Origin of the sequence: Arthrobacter sp. NPDC058130 (assembly GCF_042884475.1) — a bacterium.
In the GTDB taxonomy this organism is placed as follows: domain Bacteria; phylum Actinomycetota; class Actinomycetes; order Actinomycetales; family Micrococcaceae; genus Arthrobacter.
On record NZ_JBHVTV010000006.1, the window covers coordinates 205,559 to 223,454 of the forward strand.

General features: G+C 64.8%; 18 protein-coding genes. 2 read left to right on the forward strand and 16 right to left on the reverse strand.

Going from position 1 to position 17,896, the window contains the following annotated elements:
- Window positions 1–49 precede the first annotated feature (49 nt).
- From ACFVTM_RS13000 to ACFVTM_RS13060, 13 genes are all read right to left on the reverse strand, one after another.
- Window positions 50–1,054, reverse strand: coding sequence for a sugar phosphate isomerase/epimerase family protein (locus ACFVTM_RS13000; protein WP_390203882.1), 1,005 nt, complete (start codon window positions 1,052–1,054; stop codon window positions 50–52).
- A 12-nt stretch (window positions 1,055–1,066) separates the two neighbouring features.
- Window positions 1,067–2,269 carry a Gfo/Idh/MocA family protein gene (locus tag ACFVTM_RS13005; RefSeq protein ID WP_390203883.1) on the reverse strand — a complete coding sequence of 401 codons (1,203 nt, stop codon included), beginning with the start codon at window positions 2,267–2,269 and terminating at the stop codon, window positions 1,067–1,069.
- Entirely contained in the window at window positions 2,266–2,664 is a 399-nt protein-coding gene (locus ACFVTM_RS13010; RefSeq protein ID WP_390203884.1) for a DUF6379 domain-containing protein, read from the reverse strand. Before ACFVTM_RS13010 ends, ACFVTM_RS13005 begins: the two co-directional genes overlap by 4 nt.
- 8 nt (window positions 2,665–2,672) lie before the next feature.
- Window positions 2,673–3,443 carry a nuclear transport factor 2 family protein gene (locus ACFVTM_RS13015; protein WP_390203885.1) on the reverse strand — a complete coding sequence of 257 codons (771 nt, stop codon included), beginning with the start codon at window positions 3,441–3,443 and terminating at the stop codon, window positions 2,673–2,675.
- A gap of 9 nt (window positions 3,444–3,452) precedes the next feature.
- Window positions 3,453–4,478 (reverse strand): sugar phosphate isomerase/epimerase family protein, encoded by a 1,026-nt coding sequence (locus ACFVTM_RS13020; RefSeq protein WP_390203886.1) that lies wholly within the window; start codon window positions 4,476–4,478, stop codon window positions 3,453–3,455.
- Between the two features lie 21 nt (window positions 4,479–4,499).
- A complete protein-coding gene (locus tag ACFVTM_RS13025; protein WP_390203887.1) occupies window positions 4,500–5,603 on the reverse strand; it encodes a sugar phosphate isomerase/epimerase family protein in 1,104 nt (367 codons plus the stop codon).
- The gene (locus ACFVTM_RS13030; RefSeq protein ID WP_390203888.1) at window positions 5,600–5,995 is read right to left on the reverse strand and encodes a DUF6379 domain-containing protein; all 396 of its coding nucleotides are present in this window, start codon (window positions 5,993–5,995) and stop codon (window positions 5,600–5,602) included. The genes ACFVTM_RS13025 and ACFVTM_RS13030 overlap by 4 nt, the downstream gene beginning before the upstream one ends.
- Window positions 5,996–6,062: 67 nt before the next feature.
- Entirely contained in the window at window positions 6,063–7,625 is a 1,563-nt protein-coding gene (locus tag ACFVTM_RS13035) for a GMC oxidoreductase (protein ID WP_390203889.1), read from the reverse strand.
- Window positions 7,622–8,398: a TIM barrel protein gene (locus ACFVTM_RS13040; RefSeq protein ID WP_390203890.1), complete on the reverse strand. Its 777-nt coding sequence runs from the start codon at window positions 8,396–8,398 to the stop codon at window positions 7,622–7,624. Before ACFVTM_RS13040 ends, ACFVTM_RS13035 begins: the two co-directional genes overlap by 4 nt.
- Window positions 8,399–8,428: 30 nt before the next feature.
- Window positions 8,429–8,611, reverse strand: coding sequence for a hypothetical protein (locus ACFVTM_RS13045; RefSeq protein WP_390203891.1), 183 nt, complete (start codon window positions 8,609–8,611; stop codon window positions 8,429–8,431).
- 3 nt (window positions 8,612–8,614) lie between these two features.
- Window positions 8,615–9,451 carry a carbohydrate ABC transporter permease gene (locus tag ACFVTM_RS13050; protein ID WP_390203892.1) on the reverse strand — a complete coding sequence of 279 codons (837 nt, stop codon included), beginning with the start codon at window positions 9,449–9,451 and terminating at the stop codon, window positions 8,615–8,617.
- Window positions 9,452–9,454: 3 nt separating this feature from the next.
- On the reverse strand, window positions 9,455–10,414 hold the full coding sequence (locus tag ACFVTM_RS13055) for a carbohydrate ABC transporter permease (protein ID WP_390203893.1): 960 nt from the start codon (window positions 10,412–10,414) through the stop codon (window positions 9,455–9,457).
- Between the two features lie 52 nt (window positions 10,415–10,466).
- Window positions 10,467–11,762 (reverse strand): ABC transporter substrate-binding protein, encoded by a 1,296-nt coding sequence (locus tag ACFVTM_RS13060; RefSeq protein WP_390203894.1) that lies wholly within the window; start codon window positions 11,760–11,762, stop codon window positions 10,467–10,469.
- A 232-nt stretch (window positions 11,763–11,994) separates the two neighbouring features.
- Between ACFVTM_RS13060 and ACFVTM_RS13065 the strand changes: the two genes are divergently transcribed.
- The gene (locus ACFVTM_RS13065) at window positions 11,995–12,939 is read left to right on the forward strand and encodes a LysR family transcriptional regulator (protein WP_390203895.1); all 945 of its coding nucleotides are present in this window, start codon (window positions 11,995–11,997) and stop codon (window positions 12,937–12,939) included.
- A 66-nt stretch (window positions 12,940–13,005) separates the two neighbouring features.
- Here ACFVTM_RS13065 and ACFVTM_RS13070 read toward each other — a convergent pair whose 3' ends face one another.
- The 3 genes from ACFVTM_RS13070 to ACFVTM_RS13080 form a co-directional block, all read right to left on the reverse strand.
- Complete coding sequence (locus ACFVTM_RS13070) at window positions 13,006–14,484, reverse strand: sugar phosphate isomerase/epimerase family protein (protein WP_390203896.1); 1,479 nt, start codon at window positions 14,482–14,484, stop codon at window positions 13,006–13,008.
- Window positions 14,485–14,515: 31 nt separating this feature from the next.
- Window positions 14,516–15,808 carry a DUF6379 domain-containing protein gene (locus ACFVTM_RS13075; RefSeq protein WP_390203905.1) on the reverse strand — a complete coding sequence of 431 codons (1,293 nt, stop codon included), beginning with the start codon at window positions 15,806–15,808 and terminating at the stop codon, window positions 14,516–14,518.
- Between the two features lie 184 nt (window positions 15,809–15,992).
- Complete coding sequence (locus ACFVTM_RS13080) at window positions 15,993–16,613, reverse strand: hypothetical protein (protein ID WP_390203897.1); 621 nt, start codon at window positions 16,611–16,613, stop codon at window positions 15,993–15,995.
- A gap of 623 nt (window positions 16,614–17,236) precedes the next feature.
- Between ACFVTM_RS13080 and ACFVTM_RS13085 the strand changes: the two genes are divergently transcribed.
- Window positions 17,237–17,743, forward strand: coding sequence for a hypothetical protein (locus ACFVTM_RS13085; RefSeq protein ID WP_390203898.1), 507 nt, complete (start codon window positions 17,237–17,239; stop codon window positions 17,741–17,743).
- Window positions 17,744–17,896 lie beyond the last annotated feature (153 nt).

Below are 17,896 nucleotides of genomic sequence, written 5' to 3' on the forward strand. Positions count from 1 at the left end.
GCCGTTCTGCTGTGTGCTACTTCGTACTGTGCTACTTGGTGCTGAAAGGCTACCTAGTGCTGAAAGCGGCATCGAAGGCCGCTGCCGAGGGTTCGTAGCTGGAGAGCCGGCGAACAAATGCCAGCGCTTCGGGGGCGCCCTCCAGCCGATCCATGCCGGCATCCTCCCACTCCACGGACAGCGGGCCGCGGTAATCGATGGCATGCAGCATCCGGAACGCGTCCTCCCACGGCACATCGCCGTGGCCGGTGGAAATGAAGTCCCAGCCCCGCCGGGGGTCCGCCCAGGGCAGGTGGGATGAGAGGCGGCCGTTGCGGCCGTTGGCCAGCCGCTTCTTCGTGTCTTTGCAGTGCACGTGGTAGATGCGGTCCTTGAAGTCCCAAAGGAACCCCACGGGATCGATGTCCTGCCACACCATGTGGCTCGGGTCCCAGTTCAGGCCAAAGGCCTCGCGGTGCCCAATCGCCTCCAGGGTGCGCTGCGTCGTCCAGTAATCGTAGGCGATCTCGGACGGGTGCACCTCGTGCGCGAACCGGACCCCGCACTCGTCGAAGACGTCGAGGATGGGGTTCCACCGGTCAGCAAAGTCCTGGTAGCCGGCGTCGACCATCTTTTCGGAGGCCGGCGGGAACATCGCCACGTACTTCCAGATGGACGATCCCGTGAACCCGGTCACCGTCTTCACCCCAAGCTTGGCGGCGAGCCGCGCGGTGTTCTTCAGTTCCTCGGCGGCACGGCGCCGGACCCCTTCAGGCTCGCCGTCGCCCCAGACGACGTCCGGCAGGATGCCGCGGTGCCGTTCGTCGATCGGGTCGTCGCAGACAGCCTGGCCTTTGAGGTGGTTGGAGATGGTCCACACTTTGAGGCCGTGGCGTTTAAGGGTGTCCAGCTTGCCCTGCACATAGGCGTCGTCGTCCCAGCGCCAGGGATCCAGGTGGTCTCCCCAGCAGGCGATCTCCAGGCCGTCGTAGCCCCACTCGCCGGCGAGCCGGGCCACCTCCTCGAACGGCAGGTCGGCCCACTGGCCGGTAAACAAGGTAATTGGTCGTGCCACGTATTTCCCTCCTCAGCCGGCCAGCGCGGGAACGCCGGCAGCGACGTGTGTCCAGGCGGAATCATTGTCGGAACTGCGCTCGACGGCGTCGAGCACCCGCTGCACCCTCAGCCCGTCAGCGAACGACGCGTGCGGGTCGGTGCCGCCTATGATGGCCTCCACGAGGTCTTTGACCTGGTGGGAGAAGCCGTGCTCGTACCCGAGCATGTGGCCCGCGGGCCACCACGCCGAAACGTAGGGGTGCTCCGCTTCCGTGACCAGGATCTTCCTGAAGCCCCGGCGGTCCGCGGGTGCCGTGCGGTCGTAGAACTGGACGCTGTTGAGGTCCTCAAGGTCGAAGGCCAGGGCCCCCTTGTCGCCAGAGACCTCAATTTCCAGCGCGTTCTTCCGGCCCGTGGCAAAGCGTGAGGCCTCCAACGACGCCAATGCCCCGGTTTCGAAGCGGCCGGTGAAGATGGCGATATCGTCCACGGTCACCTGGCCGTAACCGGTCCCGGCGGCGCCGGAGAGCCCAGTGCCGGACAGCCCGGAACCGCCGTCCGCAAGAGGCCGCTCCTTCACGATGGTGTCAATAACGCCGGACACCTTCGCCAGGTTCAGCCCGGTGACGAACTGGGCCAGGTCAATGGCATGGGCGCCGATGTCCCCCAGCGCCCCGGAACCGGCGTGTTCCTTCTGCAGGCGCCATGCCAGCGGCATCTCGGGGTCCACGAGCCAGTCCTGCCGGTAGGAGGCACGCACGTGGTTGATCGTCCCCACGGCGCCCTCGGCGATGAGGTCGCGCAGGAACGTGACGGCCGGAACACGGCGGTAGGTGAAGCCCACCATCGCCCGGATGCCCCGGGCTGCCGCGCGCTCGGCCGCCTCGGCCATCGCTTCGGCTTCCGCCACCGTGTTGGCCAGCGGCTTTTCGCACAGGACGTGCTTCCCGGCCTCAAGTGCGGCGATCGCGATTTCGGCGTGGGAGTCGCCGGGGGTGACGATGTCGACGACGTCGATGTCTTCCCGGGCGATGACTTCGCGCCAGTCTGTGGCCGATTCCGCCCAGCCCCACTTTTTGGCAGCGGCGGCCACCGCTTCGGCATTGCGGCCCACAACCACCGCCATTTCCGGCTCGGCGGGCAGGTCGAACATCCGCGGCGCGGTGCGCCAGCCCTGGGAGTGGGCGGCGCCCATGAAGCCATAGCCGATCATGGCCACCCGCAGGGTGTTCATGCGAGCACCACCTTGCGGTCGACGGCCACGCGGTTGCCGACGTAACGCATGGGCGCGATCTGCATGTAGAGCAGGCGGAGGGTGAGGATGACCTCGACCTGGATCTCCTCGCCGGCATCCGGGACGCGGTCCAGCGGGATGATCACATCTGGCTTGTCTGCGACGAACCACAGGGTTTCCCATTGCTCCGGAAGCTCGGCTATGGAGTAGGACTTTCCCTGCAATTCGAAGCGGAGGGACTCTTTGGGTATCTCCACGCCGTCAACTGTTGCGGCGACGTCGTCAACGGCAGACAGCCAGAGACTGCGGTACCAGGGCAGCTGCACCGACACGGAGATGCCCTCGGGGTGCCTGCGGACATTGGTGTCCTGGAACAGGGAATTGTGAGTTGCCATGGATTTCCTTACTTAAACGTATCGACAAAGGTGTCGTGGGGTGCGGGCGGCAGGGGGTCCAGCGTCTGCCGTGTGGACGGGCTATACGGGTGGTACTCCTGGGGCACGGGTTCGTCGGCGGGCGGCATAAAGACGGGCTTGCCGTCATCGCCGAAGTACATGAGGTCCAGGGCGAAGGCGTGCTGGTTCTTCTCCGCGAAGCTGATCCAGTTTTCCTCGAACGGCGCCCGCAGGAGCTCATAGCAGCGGAACTTCCAGATCTTCCACTCCCCGTCCTGGCGCAGGAAGTCCACGGCGTACTTGCACCAGACCCAGTGGGCCCAGACCTTTTTGCCCTGCACTTCGCCCGGTGAGTACATGTAGTCGGGGCTTTCCTTGGCCACGTCGGGGTCTGTCAGGCCGGACTCGTTGCCGGTCATGATCCAGACGCCCTTGGCGGTCTCGCCGTCGGCCGCCACTTCGATGACCGGCGTCGTGGTGTAGTGCAGGATCAGTTTGCCCACTGGTGACGGGCGTCCGCGGTGATAGCCGATGACGCTGTCGTAATCGGTGTACTGGCCGGCGTTGGTGTACCTCGCCCGCACGCCGGGGGTGCCGGGCTTAACCCACAGCGGGATGATCTGCTCGTCCTGGAATGCGTTGTGCAGGTACATGTAGCGGTTGAACAGGTTCTCGATGTCGCCGCGGTCATTGGCCCGCCGGGCCAGCTTCAGGGCTTCCCCGAGTTCCGCACGGAGGCGCTCCAACTCGGCTGCGAGGTCGGTATCGACGGTAGGCATGGACTCTCCTCAGGCCGGAACGACGGTTTCCTCGATGGCACGACGCATCAGCGTGTGCTGCTTCTTGACGAGGTCGATCGGATCGGATTCGCCGAGGTCCGCGAACGCGTGCCCCTCCCATTCGCTGGACAGGTAGCCCTTGTAGCCGCCCTTGACGAACTGGCGCACGATGCGGGGAATGTCCATCGCGGGTTCGTTGCCGTCCTGGTCAATGTCGTAGAACTTTGCGTGGACGTGGAAGATCTGCGGCATGATGTCCAGCCACTCCTCCGGGGGAACCAGGCCGTGCATGTTGAAGGCCAGCCGGGTGAACGGGCCCAGGCGTGCGGGATCGAAGTTGTTGGCGCTCAGGTAGTCCTCGAACTCCTGGTTTCGCTCCTGCATGGGCAACGGTTTGCGCCAGATGTTCTGCATGACGGCGAAGTGCTCCTCCGGCAGTCCCATCTGCGTCAGGGTGCGGAACAGCGTCGGGGAAAGGCTGTGCATCGTGGAGCTGAAGTCTGCCGTGAAACCGAGCCGGTCGCTCCCCAGTTCCTCATACATTTCCCGGATCTGCAGGATCTTGGGATCGTTCGGGCCCTGCGGCGCGTGGATTTCGTAGCCGAGCTTTTGATCGTACTTCTCGGCCAGGGGAAGCAGCCGGCGGAGCAGTTCCTTGCCCGCGGAGCGGATCACCACGCGGTGGAATCCGAGCTTGTTGGCCGTGCGCAGCTGCGCGGCGAAAAAGTCGTACTCCTCGTCCGGCGTCATGTCCCGGTCCTTGCGGCGGCCCATGTCCAGGTTGGTGCCCACGGCGCTGGGGGTGAGGCCGTAGCGGTCCATGCTGTCGCGCCACAGGCGGACAAAGTCGTCGTCGACGTCCGGGTAGGTGCGCAGCATCTGGGCGATGTTGAACTCGACGCCGGGGCCGAGGCCTTCATCGGCGGCAGCCTTGATCAGCGTCTCAGGCGTGTAAAGCCCGGCGGCGAACTCGGAGGTGAGCGAATAGAGGGTGATGCCAAGCTCGATGCCCGAGCCTGCGATGCCTTCTGACATGTCTTTTGATTCCTTCGTTGGTCAGCCGCGGACGGGCTGGGCGAGGTGGCTGTTGAGGATGCGGCGCGCTTCGGAGGCGTCAGTGATCATGGCCGACCCGGCATTGGCCGCGGCTGAACGCTGGACGGCCTGCTCGCCGCGGATGATGCTGAACGGGTCCTGCCAGTTGTTCCAGTGCCAGCCTTCGTATTCGCTGGAGATGGCACCGGAGTAGCCGTTCTCAACCAGTTGCCGGACGAGGCCCCGGACCGGCACCGAGGGCTCTTCGCCGGTCTCGTCGATGCCGAAGAACTTGCCGTGGACATGGCGGACCCAAGGCATGATCTCCAGCCAAGTGTCCAGCGGGGCGGGCCCAAACAGCCCGGTTCCGTTGATGGCGAAGTCAATGCCGAGGTCGGGCCGACCGTTGCGCGCTGCCAGGCCGATGAAGGCTCCGAAGCGCTCGCCATGGACCTTTTGTGTGTTGGGCGGTCCTTCGGCGTAGAAGCCGTTCCACAGGTCAACCACCTGACGGAGCAGTTCCTCCGAGGCCCCGCGCCGGCGGTAGGCCTCCAGCAGCGAGGGGGCAAAGCCGGTGACCGTGGCACCCCAGTCGGCGGTGAAGCCCAGCAGAGGGGAATTGAGTTTCTCATAGCGGTCGCGCAGGGCAAGGACACGCTCGTGGGCGCCGTGCTGGTCAGCGTGGACTTCGAGGGCCAGGGTGACGCCATACTTCTCGGCCACAGGCAGCAGGCTTTCCATGGCGTCAGGAGTCAGGGAGATCTGCACCCGGGCGATCGGGAAGCCGAGCCTGGCGGCTACTTCGATCTGCCTGCGCATGTATTCGACCAGCTCGTCATGGTTCATGAGCCTGTCACGGCGGATGCCCGTGTCAACATTGACTGCAAGCGAGGTGGGAACCAGGTCCACCTCGGACACAAGATCCCTGAACTGCCCAACAAAGGCGTCATCGATCCGGTCCGGGAAGCCGCGCAGGCTGGAGAATCCGATGACTTCGAGCCCGGGGCCGAAGCCTTCGTCCGCCACCTTGCGGATGAGGCCTTCGAGGTCATACTGCCGGCTGTGGAAGGCCCGGGTGAAGCTGTAAAGGGTGACGCCCTGGATCGGCGTGCCGAGGCTGGTCATCGCTGTGCCACCTTCATGGTCTTGGTGTCGTGCTCTTCGATGTGCAGCACGCCGTGGTCGGTGATGATGTACGGAATGTAGAGCTTGAGGTCCACCCGGACCTCGTGCCCGGTCTGGTGGTCCGCTACGGGAAGGTCGCCGGAGAGGACGGCCGAGTCCAGGGGGAACCACCATTCGCCGGTCTCGCCTGCGAGTTCCTCGAAGCTGAACGTGCGGTTGTTCATGGTCCAGCGCAGCGAGCCTTCCGGTGCGGCGACGCCATCCACTGTCAGTGCCGCTCCGGCGATGCACGAGCCCGGCAGGGCGCGATACCACGGGATGCGGACTTCGACGGCGGTGCGGCCGTCCTGGCTGGTGAGTGTTCCCTGCTCGATAATGCGGTCGGCGATCATCGAGACCTCCTTGTCTGCGGCATGCCTTGCCTGCACTTAGGCGAAACGGCCAGTGGCCACTTCTTCATTATTTAGTCAGTCTATTGTCTGATTCAGACATAAGTAAAGCGCTTGCGAATTCTTTCGCGATCCTGCGTGCCCCGCGCACTGCGAGCGCCACGGCGGTGAGGGTGGGATTGCATGCGGTGGCGGTGGGAATGACGCCGTTGCCGGCCACGAAGAGGCCGGGGGCCTGCCAGACCTGGCTGTCCGGAGAGCACACGCTCTCGCCGTCGTCCGCCGCACCCATCCGGGTTGTGCCCTGGTAGTGCAGCGATGCCCCCGGCGGAAGGACGAACGGGCGCTCGTCGAGAGGCTCGCCCACCGCCCGGCCCAGGCGCACAATCTCCTGCTTCGCGCGTTCCAGCACCTCATGGTCCCGCTCCGTGAGCCGGTAGTGGATGCGCATGGCGGGCATTCCGTACGAGTCGCGGGCGTCGTCGTCGAACGCCACCCGATCCTCCCACTGGAGATCCTTGGCGCAGAACAGGCCCAGGCCTACGATCGACCCCGGGACAATGGGGTCATCCTCGGCCAACGGCACTGGGGACGCATCCAGCTGCATGATCTGGCCATGGAACGGCGCCGCGTCAGTGTACGGAACCCATGCCACCCCGCTTTGCTCGCTGAGCGCGCCGCCCGCGGCCCGCGGCGCGTCGTCGGCCGTGACGTCACGCAGCCTGCTCGCGAACACCACTTGCGCCTGGTCGTTGAGATAACGGCCCAGCGCGGCGGGCCTGATGCCGGACGCCCACAGCAATTGCGGCGTGCGCAGGGCATCCGCCGCCACCACAATGCAACGGGCGGCCACCTGATGGATTTCTCCGCTGCGCCGGTCCTGGACTTCAACGCCGGCAGCCCTGCCGTCGTCGTCGACGATCACCCGGGTCACCAGCGACTCGTCAAAAAGCTCAAACTGCGGGTTTTCCCGGGTCACGTCACCCATGACGACGTCGGAGCCCGACCATACAAGGCCGCCGTCCTTCCGGCGGTGCACGGCGAGCGGCATGGGCTGGACGCGGTAGGCCCGGTCCCGGCCCTGATCCACAGCGGATGCGAGGCGTCCGCGGACGAGGTCCGCGAACGGGGCGCCGTCAAAGGCGTGGGTGGTCACCCCCAGCACCCGCTCGGCGTCGTCGAGAAGCTGCTCCAGGTCGGGCAGGAACGCGATGCGCTCCTGCCCGCCCGGGCGCGGGCAGGCGGCAGTCCAGTGGGCTGCCATGCCGCCTACATTGCTGGACATGGCAGCGACGGGCATCCCGTCTTCTCCGGGGAAGGCGTAGCCATCCGGCAGCAAGAAGGTGCCGGGCCGGGCCCGGCGCTCCCCGCTTTTGACGGCGCCGGGCGAGTTCACCGTTTCGGCACCGGCCCCCGGGCCCTCCGATGCCCGCTGGGCAAGGCTGCGGCGCTTCGGATCCTCGATGTTCTTAACGTGCGCCCCGGGCGGGTTGCTGACCGTGGGGCCCACTTCGAACATGGCGATGGAGGCGCCGGGCGCTTCCTCGCTGAGGATCCGTGCGTACGTTGACGCCGTCGGGCCGCTGCCAACGATCGCGACATCGACGGCGTCGGGATACCGGTTGCCGCTCACCGGCCCGCCACCAGTTCCTGGATGCGCCGCACGGACTTTGCCGAGTCGATCGTCGGGTAGTACTCAAGCCCGATCGGGCCCGCGTAGCCGCTGTTCTGCAGGTCTGCGAGCCGCGCGACCCAGTCGATGGATCCCGAGCCTGGTTCCCCGCGCCCAGGCGCGTCGGCGATCTGCACGTACTTGATGAGGTCGCCGGCATTGGCGAGCTCGGCGGCCACGTCCTCGCCCTCGACGGTGGAGTGGTACAGGTCGTAGAGGACGCCGAAGTTCGGGGAATTCACGCCGCGGGCGATGTATGCGGCTTCCGAAGTCCGGTCAAGGAGCGCCCCGGGGTGGTCCACCCTGACGTTCACCGGCTCGAGGACCAGCGTGATGCCGGAACCCTCGATGTGCGCGACGCCGCGGGTGAAGATCTCAATCAGCTCGTCCAGCTGGTCCTGCCGCTTGCGCCCGCCGAAGCCGGTGCCGCTGCCCACGACGATGCGTGGGCAGCCGAGCTGCTGCGCCACCGCCACACCGGCGTCCAGCCCCGCGTAGAAGGGCTCGTGGTTGCGGGGCGGGATCATGAACTGCATGCGCGGTTCCGCGAGCTGGGCGGTGAGCTGGACTCCGGTTTCCTCGAGCGCGTCCTTGAGGGCCGGAATGTCCTTGCCCGTCGGGCCCCACATCTCGACGGCGTCAAAGCCGGCGGCGGCGGCAGCGCGGACCCGGCCCGCCGCACTTTCGCCTGATTCGGCGAACAAAAGGTCGATATTGGGCGAAAGTTGGAACATGGATGTCTCCTGGAGAGTTGAAAGGGTGGTCTAGAACATGTGGTCTAGAACATGGGGTTTAGAACATGGGTGGGCCTCAGGCCCGTCGGGAATAGTCGGGTTGTGCTGCCGGTAGTCGCCGTCCACAAGGAAATCGAAGGCTTCACGCACCCGTTTTTGGGTGTAGAAGATCTCCACGAAGCGCTCGAACGCTGCGCGGTTGTCAACCATCACGGGTCAGCCCTTCAGGCCGCCGGAGAAGCCCTGGATGAATCGCTTCTGCGCGAACAGGAACAGCGCCAGGATGGGAATCATGGAGACGATCACTATCGCGAAGATCGAGTTCCACTTAGAGACCAGGGAGCCTATGTAGTAGTACATGGCCACCGGCAGCGTCTGGTTCGCAGAGCCGCCCAGGAAGATCAGCGAGGTGAAGAAGTCGTTCCATACGATGAGTCCGGCGAAGATGGTGACCGTGCCGGTGGCGGGAGCCATCATGGGGAACACCACCTTGGAGAAGATCTGGGACTTGCTGGCGCCGTCGATAGTGGCTGCTTCCTCATAATCCGTGCCAAGACCCCGGAAGAAGTTCGCGTAAAGGAAGATCGACAGCGGCAGGAGCATGCCGGTGTACAGGATGATCAGGCCCCACGCCGATCCCGTGAGGCCAATGGCACGCGCACCCATGTAGAGGGGCACGGCGCCGAGCTGGCCGGGGAGGATGATGGCAATGAGGAAGAGATAGTACGCGCCCTTGCTCCAGCGGCGGGTGTTGCGGGAGATCACGTATCCGGTGATTGAGCCCAGCGCGATCAATCCGACTATGCTGCCCGCGGTGATGATGACGCTGTTCACAAGGCCCATGACCACGTTGGAGTTGCCCGTGGCCGTCAGGACAGCGACGAAGTTGCCGAGGTCCGGGCTCTTGGGCGGCGCGAGGGGCGACGTCGTGTACATCTCGCTGTCAGGCTTCAGGGCCGTGGTCACCAGGAAGTAGAACGGGGCGAGGAAGATCAGCGCCAAAGCCCAGAGGCCAATTTCCCGGAGCAGGGTGAGTTTCGTGTAGCGGAACATTTGTTAGTCCTCGGGGTTCGATCGCGTCAGCCGCTGCTGGAGAACGGCGAAGAACAGGATGATGACGGCGAGCACCAGGGCCAGGGCGGCACCGCCGCCGAAGTTCCCGAGCGCGAAGGCCTGCTTGTAGACCTGGGTGGCCAGCGTTTCGGTTGCGCCGGCGGGTCCGCCGCTGGTCAGGGCCATGATGGGATCGAAGACCCGAAGCCCCTGCACGATTCCCAGGGTGGTCGCTATGGCAATGGCGGGGCGGATAGCTGGCAGGGTGACGTTCCGGAATCGCTGCCACAGGTTGGCGCCGTCAATGGCGGCCGCCTCCTCGACTTCCACCGGGACGCCGGCCAGTCCGGCCATGAAGATCACCATGGCGAAGCCGGTGGAGCTCCAGACAAGCACCACCAAGACTGTCCAGATGGCCCACTGCGGGTCTGCGAGCCACGGCTTTGCCAGGTCGCCGGCGCCTATTGAGGTGAGGAAGACGTTGATGGGACCGTCGAAGTCGAAGATGTACTTCCAGATGTAGGCCGTGGCAAGGGGGCTGAGCACCACGGGCATGAAGAAGAGAGTGCGGAGGATGTAGCGCGTCTTGAGGACCCGGTTCAGGCCGAGGGCGATGATGAGGCCTCCGACGCTGCCGAGGAAGACCGACCCAAAGGCCAGGAAGAGAGTGTTCAGCAGGGCGCCGAGCTTGGTGGGATCCTTGAAAATGGCTTCAAAGTTCTGCCAGCCGACCATCTTGAACGAGCCGATGCCTGTCCAGTTAGTGAAGGCGAAGAAGCCGCCGATGCCGGTCGCCACGTAGTGGATGGCGATGACAAGGGCAATCCCGGGCAGCGCCCACCACCAGTGGCCGAACTGTAGGCCCCTGCCCCGGGGGCGGGCCTTTTGGTCCGCCCCCGGAAAGCGCCTGCCTCGCCGGGGTGCTTCCTCTGCTTCGCTTTTCGGTTGCATCGTCGCAGTCATGGTGTTCCTTGCTTGTCCCTTTGAGTTCTCGGAGCTTAGTGATGTGAAGCTGCTACTGGTCCCAGGCTGTATCCATCGCCTGCAGGACCTGGTCGGCACTCTTCTGGCCGGTGATGATGCCCTGGACGCCGGTGGCGAGTGCATCGTACACGGCTGAGTTGGGCCACTGGCTGTTCGGCAGCGGGCCGTACTTTCCGTTCTTGATGAGATCACCGACGTTCTTGTACGCACCGCCGTTGAAGTCGTAGCTGTCCAGGCCGCTGACCGGGAGGGCGCCGTCGATTTCTGCGAAGGCCTTCGTCTGTTCAGGCTGCGCGGCCCAATCGAGGAAAGCCTTCGCCGCGTCCTTGTTCTTGGACGCCGCGTTGATGGAAAACGCGTAGTTGGCGCTGGCAAATACGAAACCCTTGTCCGAGCCCTGCTCTGCAGGGAGCCCGCGCACATCGAAATCTGAGTCGGCGGCCGCAGACTCCAACTGCTTCCAGCTGGGGCCCGGGATAAATCCGGCAACGGAGGTTCCGCCGGCGAGGCCCTTGGTGATGGCGTCGAAGCCGGCGCCTGCGGCGCCCTTCTGGAAGCAGCCTGCGTCATTCAGCTTCGTGACTGCCTCCAGCGATGCCTTCCAGCCGTCCGAGCCGGCGAAGGTGGTTTCCTTGGCTGTGCGCTTTTCGTTCCACTTCGGGTCCTCCGCGTAAACGCGGGAGGCTGCGAGCGACATTGCCATCAGGCCGGTGTTTGGAGCAGCGGAGCCGGCCAGCGCGAAGAACGATTTGCCGGACGATTCGAGCGTTTTGCACTGCTCCGCGAGGGAGGAGAAGTCTGACGGGAAGTCAGTGATGCCGGCTGCTTTCGCGGCGGTCTCGTTGGCGACCATCCCGACCACGGTGATCTCCGGGGCCTGGCCGTAGACTTTTCCGTCCATTCCGAAGAGGGCTTCGCTGCCCGTGGGAACAAGCTTCGTGGCGGCGTCGTCCAAGGGCTCAAGGAAACCGGCCTGAACGAGGGGCAGGATGCTGCGGCCGGTGCCCGACCCGGGTGCGGTCACCACGACGTCGGACGCGTTTCCGGCCTGGAGCTGGGTCCGCAGGGTCTGGTCGTATGAGTCGTTGGGCTGCGGGTTGAACGTGATCTTCACGTTGGGGTTCGACTTCATGTAATTCTCGGCCAAGACCTGGAAGGGGCTCTCGATGGTGTTGGAAGTGGCAAACGACAGGGAGAATTCCTGGGAACCTCCTGAGGAGGTGCTGCTGCCCGTGGAGGCCGAGCAGCCGGTAAGGACGAGGGCTGCGATTGTGGGGACGGCGAGGGCGCCGACCTTGAGGCCCGAATAGCGACGGTGCTGTGTCATGTCCAGCCTTTCTGACTTCGTTGTCGAAAATATCCGGAGCCGTGACCCCGGTCACTCATCAGTATGCAAGAGATGTGCCTAAAACGCACATAAGTCTTACCGATGACAGACATAAGTCGTACTGGGGGTGGCGGAAGCGCTTGTATCGAGAAGTCTGATGGCGGCCTCCTGACCTATCGACGCCGCTGATACACTGGGCTGACTTAGTTCACCGTTGAAGGATTGCCGTGCCGTGATGAATCATGTCCTGCTTTCCCGGCTCGACCTCAACTTGCTGATTTCGCTGGATGCCCTCATTACCGAACGCAGCGTGACCAGGGCGGCCGAGCGGCTCCACCTCAGCCAGCCGGCGCTCAGCGCCTCGCTCGCCAGGCTCCGGTCCCATTTCGGGGACCCGATCCTTGCCCGTCGCGGAAACGCTTACGAGCTCACGCCCTTCGCCCTGCGGCTGGCGGAGCACACGACCACCGCGCTCGAGGCCGCACGCCGTGTCTTCGAAAGCCAGGCCACGTGGGAGCCCGCGGAATCCGAGCGCGAGTTCTCCATCTACGGCTCGGACTACGGCTTCACTACCATTGGCCGGGTTGCGTCCGAGCTCGCAGCCGAGCGGGCGCCAGGGGTCCGCTTCCGGTTCATGCTCCACAACCCGATGGTGGTGGAGGATGCGGCCAACCGCCTTCGCTCCGTGGACGGCATGGTGATTCCCCATGGATTCCTCAGCGGGCTCCCCTACCTGGACCTGTGGAGGGACGGGTGGGTAGCCGTGGTCTCCTCGTCCAATGAGGCCGTCGGTGAGCGAATCACCATGGAAAACATCGCCGAACTTCCCTGGGTGATGACCTATCAGACCCGCTCGGCCTCAACGTCGGCGGAACGGCAGATCCAGCAGCTGGGTGTTGAGCCCCGCGTGGACGTGGTGGTTGAAAGTTTCCAGTCTTTGCCGCACTTTGTGGTTGGGACCAACCGGATCGCGCTCATCCAGGCGGCGCTGGTGCCGTTCGCGTTGCGGGTAGGGGGTGTGCGGATCCTGCCGCTGCCCTTCGATGCCACGCCGCTGGTTAATGCCTTGTGGTGGCACCCCGTGCACAACCGCGATTCGGAGCATGAATGGATGCGGGGTCTCTTCAAAGAGGCCGCAGACATCGTGGCAGCTGCCGCGTCCAAGGAAACCCCTTAAATGCCCCGATGCCCGGCCGGCTGAACGGACGGGCATCGAGGTCACGGGAGATCTGGTTGTGCAGGGTCAGGCGGACGCCAGCGCCGTCCGCATGCTCTTGCGGATGAGGTCGTGCTGCTGACGGACCAGCAGCAGCGGATCCACCTCGCCCAGCTCGGCGAAGGCATGGCCTTCCCACTCGCTGGACCAGTAGCCGCGGTAGCCGCCTTCGACGAATACGCGGACAAGTTCCGGATAGTCGATGGCCGGCTCGTTGCCGTGCTCATCAATGTCGTAGAACTTCGCGTGGACGTGCATGATTTGCGGCATGATGTCGGCCCACTCCTTGGGGCTGACGTGGCCGTGCATATTGAAGGACAGGTGGGCGAAGGACCCGAGCCGGGCAGGATCGAAGTCCCGCCCGCGCAGGTACGCAATAAACTCCTCCTGCCGCACCCGCATCGGGGCGTCAGTGGCCCAGATGGCCTGCAGCCGTTGGACGGCTTCGTCGTCCAACCCGGCACGGCGGACCGCGCGCAGGAGTGTCGGAGACATGCTGTGCATGGTTGAGGAGAAGTCAGCCACGAAGCCCAACAGTGGTGAGTCAAGCTCCGCATACACCTCCCGGACCTTCATGATCTCCGGCGAGTTGGGCCCCAGCGGCGCATGGATCTCGTAGGCAAGCTTGAGTTCCAGGTCCTCGGCGAGCGGCAGGAGGCGGCGAAGCAGCTCCGGCTTCGCGCTCTGGATGCGGACGAGCGGGAAACCCAGCTTCTTGGCGCCGCGGAAGAGCGTCTCGGTGAACTCGTATTCCTCGTCGGGGGTCATGTCGCGGTCGCGGCGCCGTCCCATGTCCAGGTTGGCGCCGAAGGAGCTGGCAGTGAAGCCGTGCTTGTCGAAGGCCTCCTGCCACGAGCGCGCGAAGCCGTCGGTCACGTTGGGATAGGCAGGCAGGACCTGCGATGCCACGATCTCGATCCCGGGGCCGATGCCCAGCTCCGCCACGCGGTTCAGCAGACCGTCGAAGTCGTACCAGCCTGCCCGGAACTCGGCACTTGCCGAGTACAGGGTGAGCCCCAGCGAGAAGGGATCCTCCTCGGCTTTCGGCGGGGGCGGCGTGACCGCCGTCGTCAGTTCCGGCGCCGCCCCCGCTCTGTCGGTGACGGTCAGCTCCAGTGTCTGGTGGACGAAGTTGGGGACGTACATGCCGGGACCGCCGTCCTGGCCGGGAGCGATCTGCATGTAGGGCAGGCGCAGCTCACCGATGAGCTGGATGGTGTGCTGTTCGCCCAAGGCAACAGGGCTCTCCGTTTTGGCGATGAGCAGGGGATGTTCCTGGAGGTACCAGAGAGTTTCGCTGTGGGCGGGCAGGTCCGGTAGCGCATGGCGGACACCGCCCAGCTCCAAGGTCAGGTCCTCGGTGCGGATTTCCTGGCCGTCGACCGTGAGCCGCAGGCTGGAGACCGAGGAGAGCCACAGGCTCCGGTACCACGGAAGCGTCAGGGCCAGCGCGAGGCCGTCGGGGTGGGTGCGGAGGCTTGCTTCGTCAAGAAGTCCGTTTGGCATGGTTGTTCTCTTTGCTGGGAGGTGGGATGGGTCAGGAAAGTTCGCCGGCGATGCGGCGGATCAGGGCGTGCTGGCGCCGCACTTGCTCGATGGCACGCCAGGGCGTGCGTTCGCCTTCGTATTCGCTGGAGAGGTAGCCGGTGTAACCGGAGCCCTTGAGGGCCTTGAGCACTGGCAGCCAGGGAATCTGCTGGTCTTCCAGCTGCTCGTTGATGTCGTGGAACTTCGCCTGGACGAACACAACGTACTGGGCGATAGCCGCGAAGTCGGCGGGATCGACGCCGATGCCGTCAAGGAAGGCAGGCCGGCTCTCACGGGTTTCCCCTTCGCGCAGCGGGATGGGCCGGTCCTGGAAGATCCCGGTGTCGATGAGGAGCCCAAAGTTTTTGGTTCCCGTGCGCTCGATGAGTGCGATGTAGTCCTCGACGACGGGATGTTTGATGGGCGTGGGCGAGTGGATTTCCGGGCAGATGATGATCCCCAGCTCGTGGGCCAGATCAAGGGAGCGCTCCACGGACTCGGTCCAGATGGGGTCCGGGACCAGGTCGCTGGACACGACGCCGATCTTGGGGCGCACGAACCCGAATCCCAATTGATTGGCAAGGCGCAGGTCCCGCTGCAGGGCATCGGCGCCCTCGGCAGCGGTCATGGTCCGGCCCGGGTGCAGACGGGTGTCAATCCAGGAGCCGTAGTTCGTGGGCTCCAGCGAGTACTTCTCCAGGAGGCCGAACCAGTTGTCGATCCAGGCGGGGGACGGTTCCGGATAGCCCGGGATGTGGCCCTCCCCGAGGATCTCGACGCCGGTGGCGCCCACGTCCGCGACGGCCGCCAGCGCCGTTTCCAGATCCATGACGGTGCCGTAGTCGCCCATGAAGCTGTACAGGGAAACGCCGTAGCGGAAGGAGCCCTCGTGGCCGTCCGGCGCGAGCGTCACCTTGCGGCTGGTCCGGTGCACGGTGGGCTGGTGCTCCAGCGGGATGTAGGACATGCGGAGCCGCAGCTCGATGGAGAGCTCGTGGACGCCCTGCGGCAGGCCGCCATCAAGGAGAACGGTCACCACGGCTGCTTCCTCAAGGGGCCAGCGCTCGCCATCGCTGTCCCAAAGCTGACGCAGGGTGTAGGTCCGCTCACCGAACGTCCAAAGCGGAACGTCAGGTCCGACGTCGACGATGTTGCCAACGCGAACGGCGATGCCGTCGATGAGGGACGCGGCCATGCCCCGGTAGGAAGGCATCCGGACCCGGAACTGAAAGCCGGTTACACGCCCGCCGTCCGTTACGTTGCGGAAGCCGACGGACTGGATGAGGTCTCTTTCGAGAAGCATCATTGCTCACTCTCTCTAGGTGCAGACTTCAGAGTAGCAAGCATTCCGCCTGTTTTATACTTAAGTTAGTTCATAACCTACAGAAGTTCTCCTGAGTTCGACGGGGCCCACCAAGGAGCCTCGTGGCGGACAAGCTGGCCTGACGACAACGAACCCCGATGCCCTGACCGGGGCATGCTGCCCTTTAGGGAGCCGGATCCGTCACGACCGCCATCTGGTCCTGCGGCTCGGTGGCACTACGGCTGGAATGGGCGATGAGCACCAGGGTCGCAGCGATAAGCACGCCGTTTTTTGCCACGAACTCGCCGTCGGCCGTCAACAGCAAGGGATCCCCGTCGGTGAACATCATTCCGGGCGCCATTGCGAAGGTGGCGAACGTCCCGGCAAGGTGCATGGCCAATACCAGCAACGCGAGACGAAGCAAGACGCCGCTGATGAGCAAGCAGCCGATAGCCACTTCGGCGGCTCCGAGCACGACCAGGACGAGGTGGTCATGGCCAAATGGCAGGGTCCTGGCGATGAGGCCTGCCACCGGGGACCTGCCGATGATCTTCAGTGCGCCGAACCACACGAACACAAGCCCGAGAAGCACCCGCAAACCAGGCAACGCGACCGGCCGTAGCGATCGCGTCACCATATGGTCCAGGGCTCGAGCCCGCTCGATTGCCATGACGGGGATGTGCATCCGGTCGGCATGGGTTCCTGCCGACCCAGTCCGCTTGTTCCAGCGGGGCAGTGGGCCCATCTCGCGTGTCTGGCGCCTGAGGCTCGATTTAGAAAACATGGCTGCGTCGCCTTTCTTCAAGCAGCCCGCCCTGTCTGCGGCCCGCCCTCAGAGAACAATGGTCCCCACGGCTTGCGGAAACCTTGCCGGTAGTCAGCCATCAATTCGACGCCAATTGGGCACACTCCGAAGCGGACGACGGCGGGACGTCCCGCCGTCGTCCGCTTGAGTCTGGTGCCGTCCTTGAGGATGCCGGCCTGGAGGCGCTGATTCGGCAACCCACCCGCGGAGCGGGGAACAGGTCACCTCACAGAACTGCCGGCCGGCAATCTGGTAACGTTATCTATTCGTAATATTGCCTGATCGAAATGTGTTTGAATATGCCTGCAGACTCCGCTAATGACGACAAGCCGAAACAGCTCCTAGGACTAAGTGGCACCCAGACTATCGGCTCGGCTTTGGCAGCGGTGACCTCTGCCTTGGTGGGGTCTTTTCTGGGCGTTGCCGGGACGCTTATCGGCGCCGCACTCGGCTCTATCGTTGCCACGGTGGGTGCCGCTCTCTACGCCAAAACTCTTAGTTCTGCCGCCACAGTGGCAAGGAAAAAAATCCCTCAGCGACGCAGGGGCGGACTGCCCGCCGACGACGGCGACGTGCTGGCCGCCAGCGCTCCGGCCGAGAGCGACGAACCTCGAGCCAGACGTGTGAGGAGGCAACTCACCCCCAAGACCTGGATCAAGGTCGGGGCGGTCAGTGCCGCCGCATTCGTTATCGCGATGGTCGGCGTCACGGCGGTCGAATTCGGAACCAATCGGCCCATCTCCAGCCTTGTCTCGTCGACGTCGAGCATCGACAGCGGTGCCACCGGGCACACCACAACGCTGGGCAAAGCATTCAGCGGCAATCCGGCTGTCCCGGATGAGACAGACAAATCGGCCGGGAACCCGGCGGAAGTGCCGGGGCAAGTCAAGGAAGTCGCTGGCAAGGAAGGTGCCCTGCCTACGGACGGTAGCCCCAGTGGCGCGGGCAGTGGCGTGGACAGCGGCCCGGCCGGAACTGAAGTGCCGGGAGCGGACAAAGCAAGCGACACCCCGCCGGCAGACCTCGCCCCCGAAACCGGACAGAGCCCGGCGCCTGCCCCCGTGACCGAACAGACCTCGGCGCCGGAGGTCCCCTCGGATTCGGGATCGGCCGAGCAGCCCGCACCGTGACTCGCCCTTGATCACGAAGTAGGAGCCGCGACTAACGCCCGCCAATGCTAGCGCGACGCCGTGCGTGCAGTGCCGGGCAGCGGCTCGGACGGGATTGCCGGTGGTATTGCCGTGGAAAGCCCGCTGCTGTGGGCGACGTACGTCGCCCACAGC

Bases quoted from the DNA above. Each gene is read 5' to 3' on its own strand.
- ACFVTM_RS13005 (WP_390203883.1), bottom strand. From the start codon at position 2,269: ATGAACACCCTGCGGGTGGCCATGATCGGCTATGGCTTCATGGGCGCC.
- ACFVTM_RS13010 (WP_390203884.1), bottom strand. From the start codon at position 2,664: ATGGCAACTCACAATTCCCTGTTCCAGGACACCAATGTCCGCAGGCAC.
- ACFVTM_RS13015 (WP_390203885.1), bottom strand. From the start codon at position 3,443: ATGCCTACCGTCGATACCGACCTCGCAGCCGAGTTGGAGCGCCTCCGT.
- ACFVTM_RS13020 (WP_390203886.1), bottom strand. From the start codon at position 4,478: ATGTCAGAAGGCATCGCAGGCTCGGGCATCGAGCTTGGCATCACCCTC.
- ACFVTM_RS13025 (WP_390203887.1), bottom strand. From the start codon at position 5,603: ATGACCAGCCTCGGCACGCCGATCCAGGGCGTCACCCTTTACAGCTTC.
- ACFVTM_RS13030 (WP_390203888.1), bottom strand. From the start codon at position 5,995: ATGATCGCCGACCGCATTATCGAGCAGGGAACACTCACCAGCCAGGAC.
- ACFVTM_RS13040 (WP_390203890.1), bottom strand. From the start codon at position 8,398: ATGTTCCAACTTTCGCCCAATATCGACCTTTTGTTCGCCGAATCAGGC.
- ACFVTM_RS13050 (WP_390203892.1), bottom strand. From the start codon at position 9,451: ATGTTCCGCTACACGAAACTCACCCTGCTCCGGGAAATTGGCCTCTGG.
- ACFVTM_RS13055 (WP_390203893.1), bottom strand. From the start codon at position 10,414: ATGACTGCGACGATGCAACCGAAAAGCGAAGCAGAGGAAGCACCCCGG.
- ACFVTM_RS13060 (WP_390203894.1), bottom strand. From the start codon at position 11,762: ATGACACAGCACCGTCGCTATTCGGGCCTCAAGGTCGGCGCCCTCGCC.
- ACFVTM_RS13070 (WP_390203896.1), bottom strand. From the start codon at position 14,484: ATGCCAAACGGACTTCTTGACGAAGCAAGCCTCCGCACCCACCCCGAC.
- ACFVTM_RS13075 (WP_390203905.1), bottom strand. From the start codon at position 15,808: ATGCTTCTCGAAAGAGACCTCATCCAGTCCGTCGGCTTCCGCAACGTA.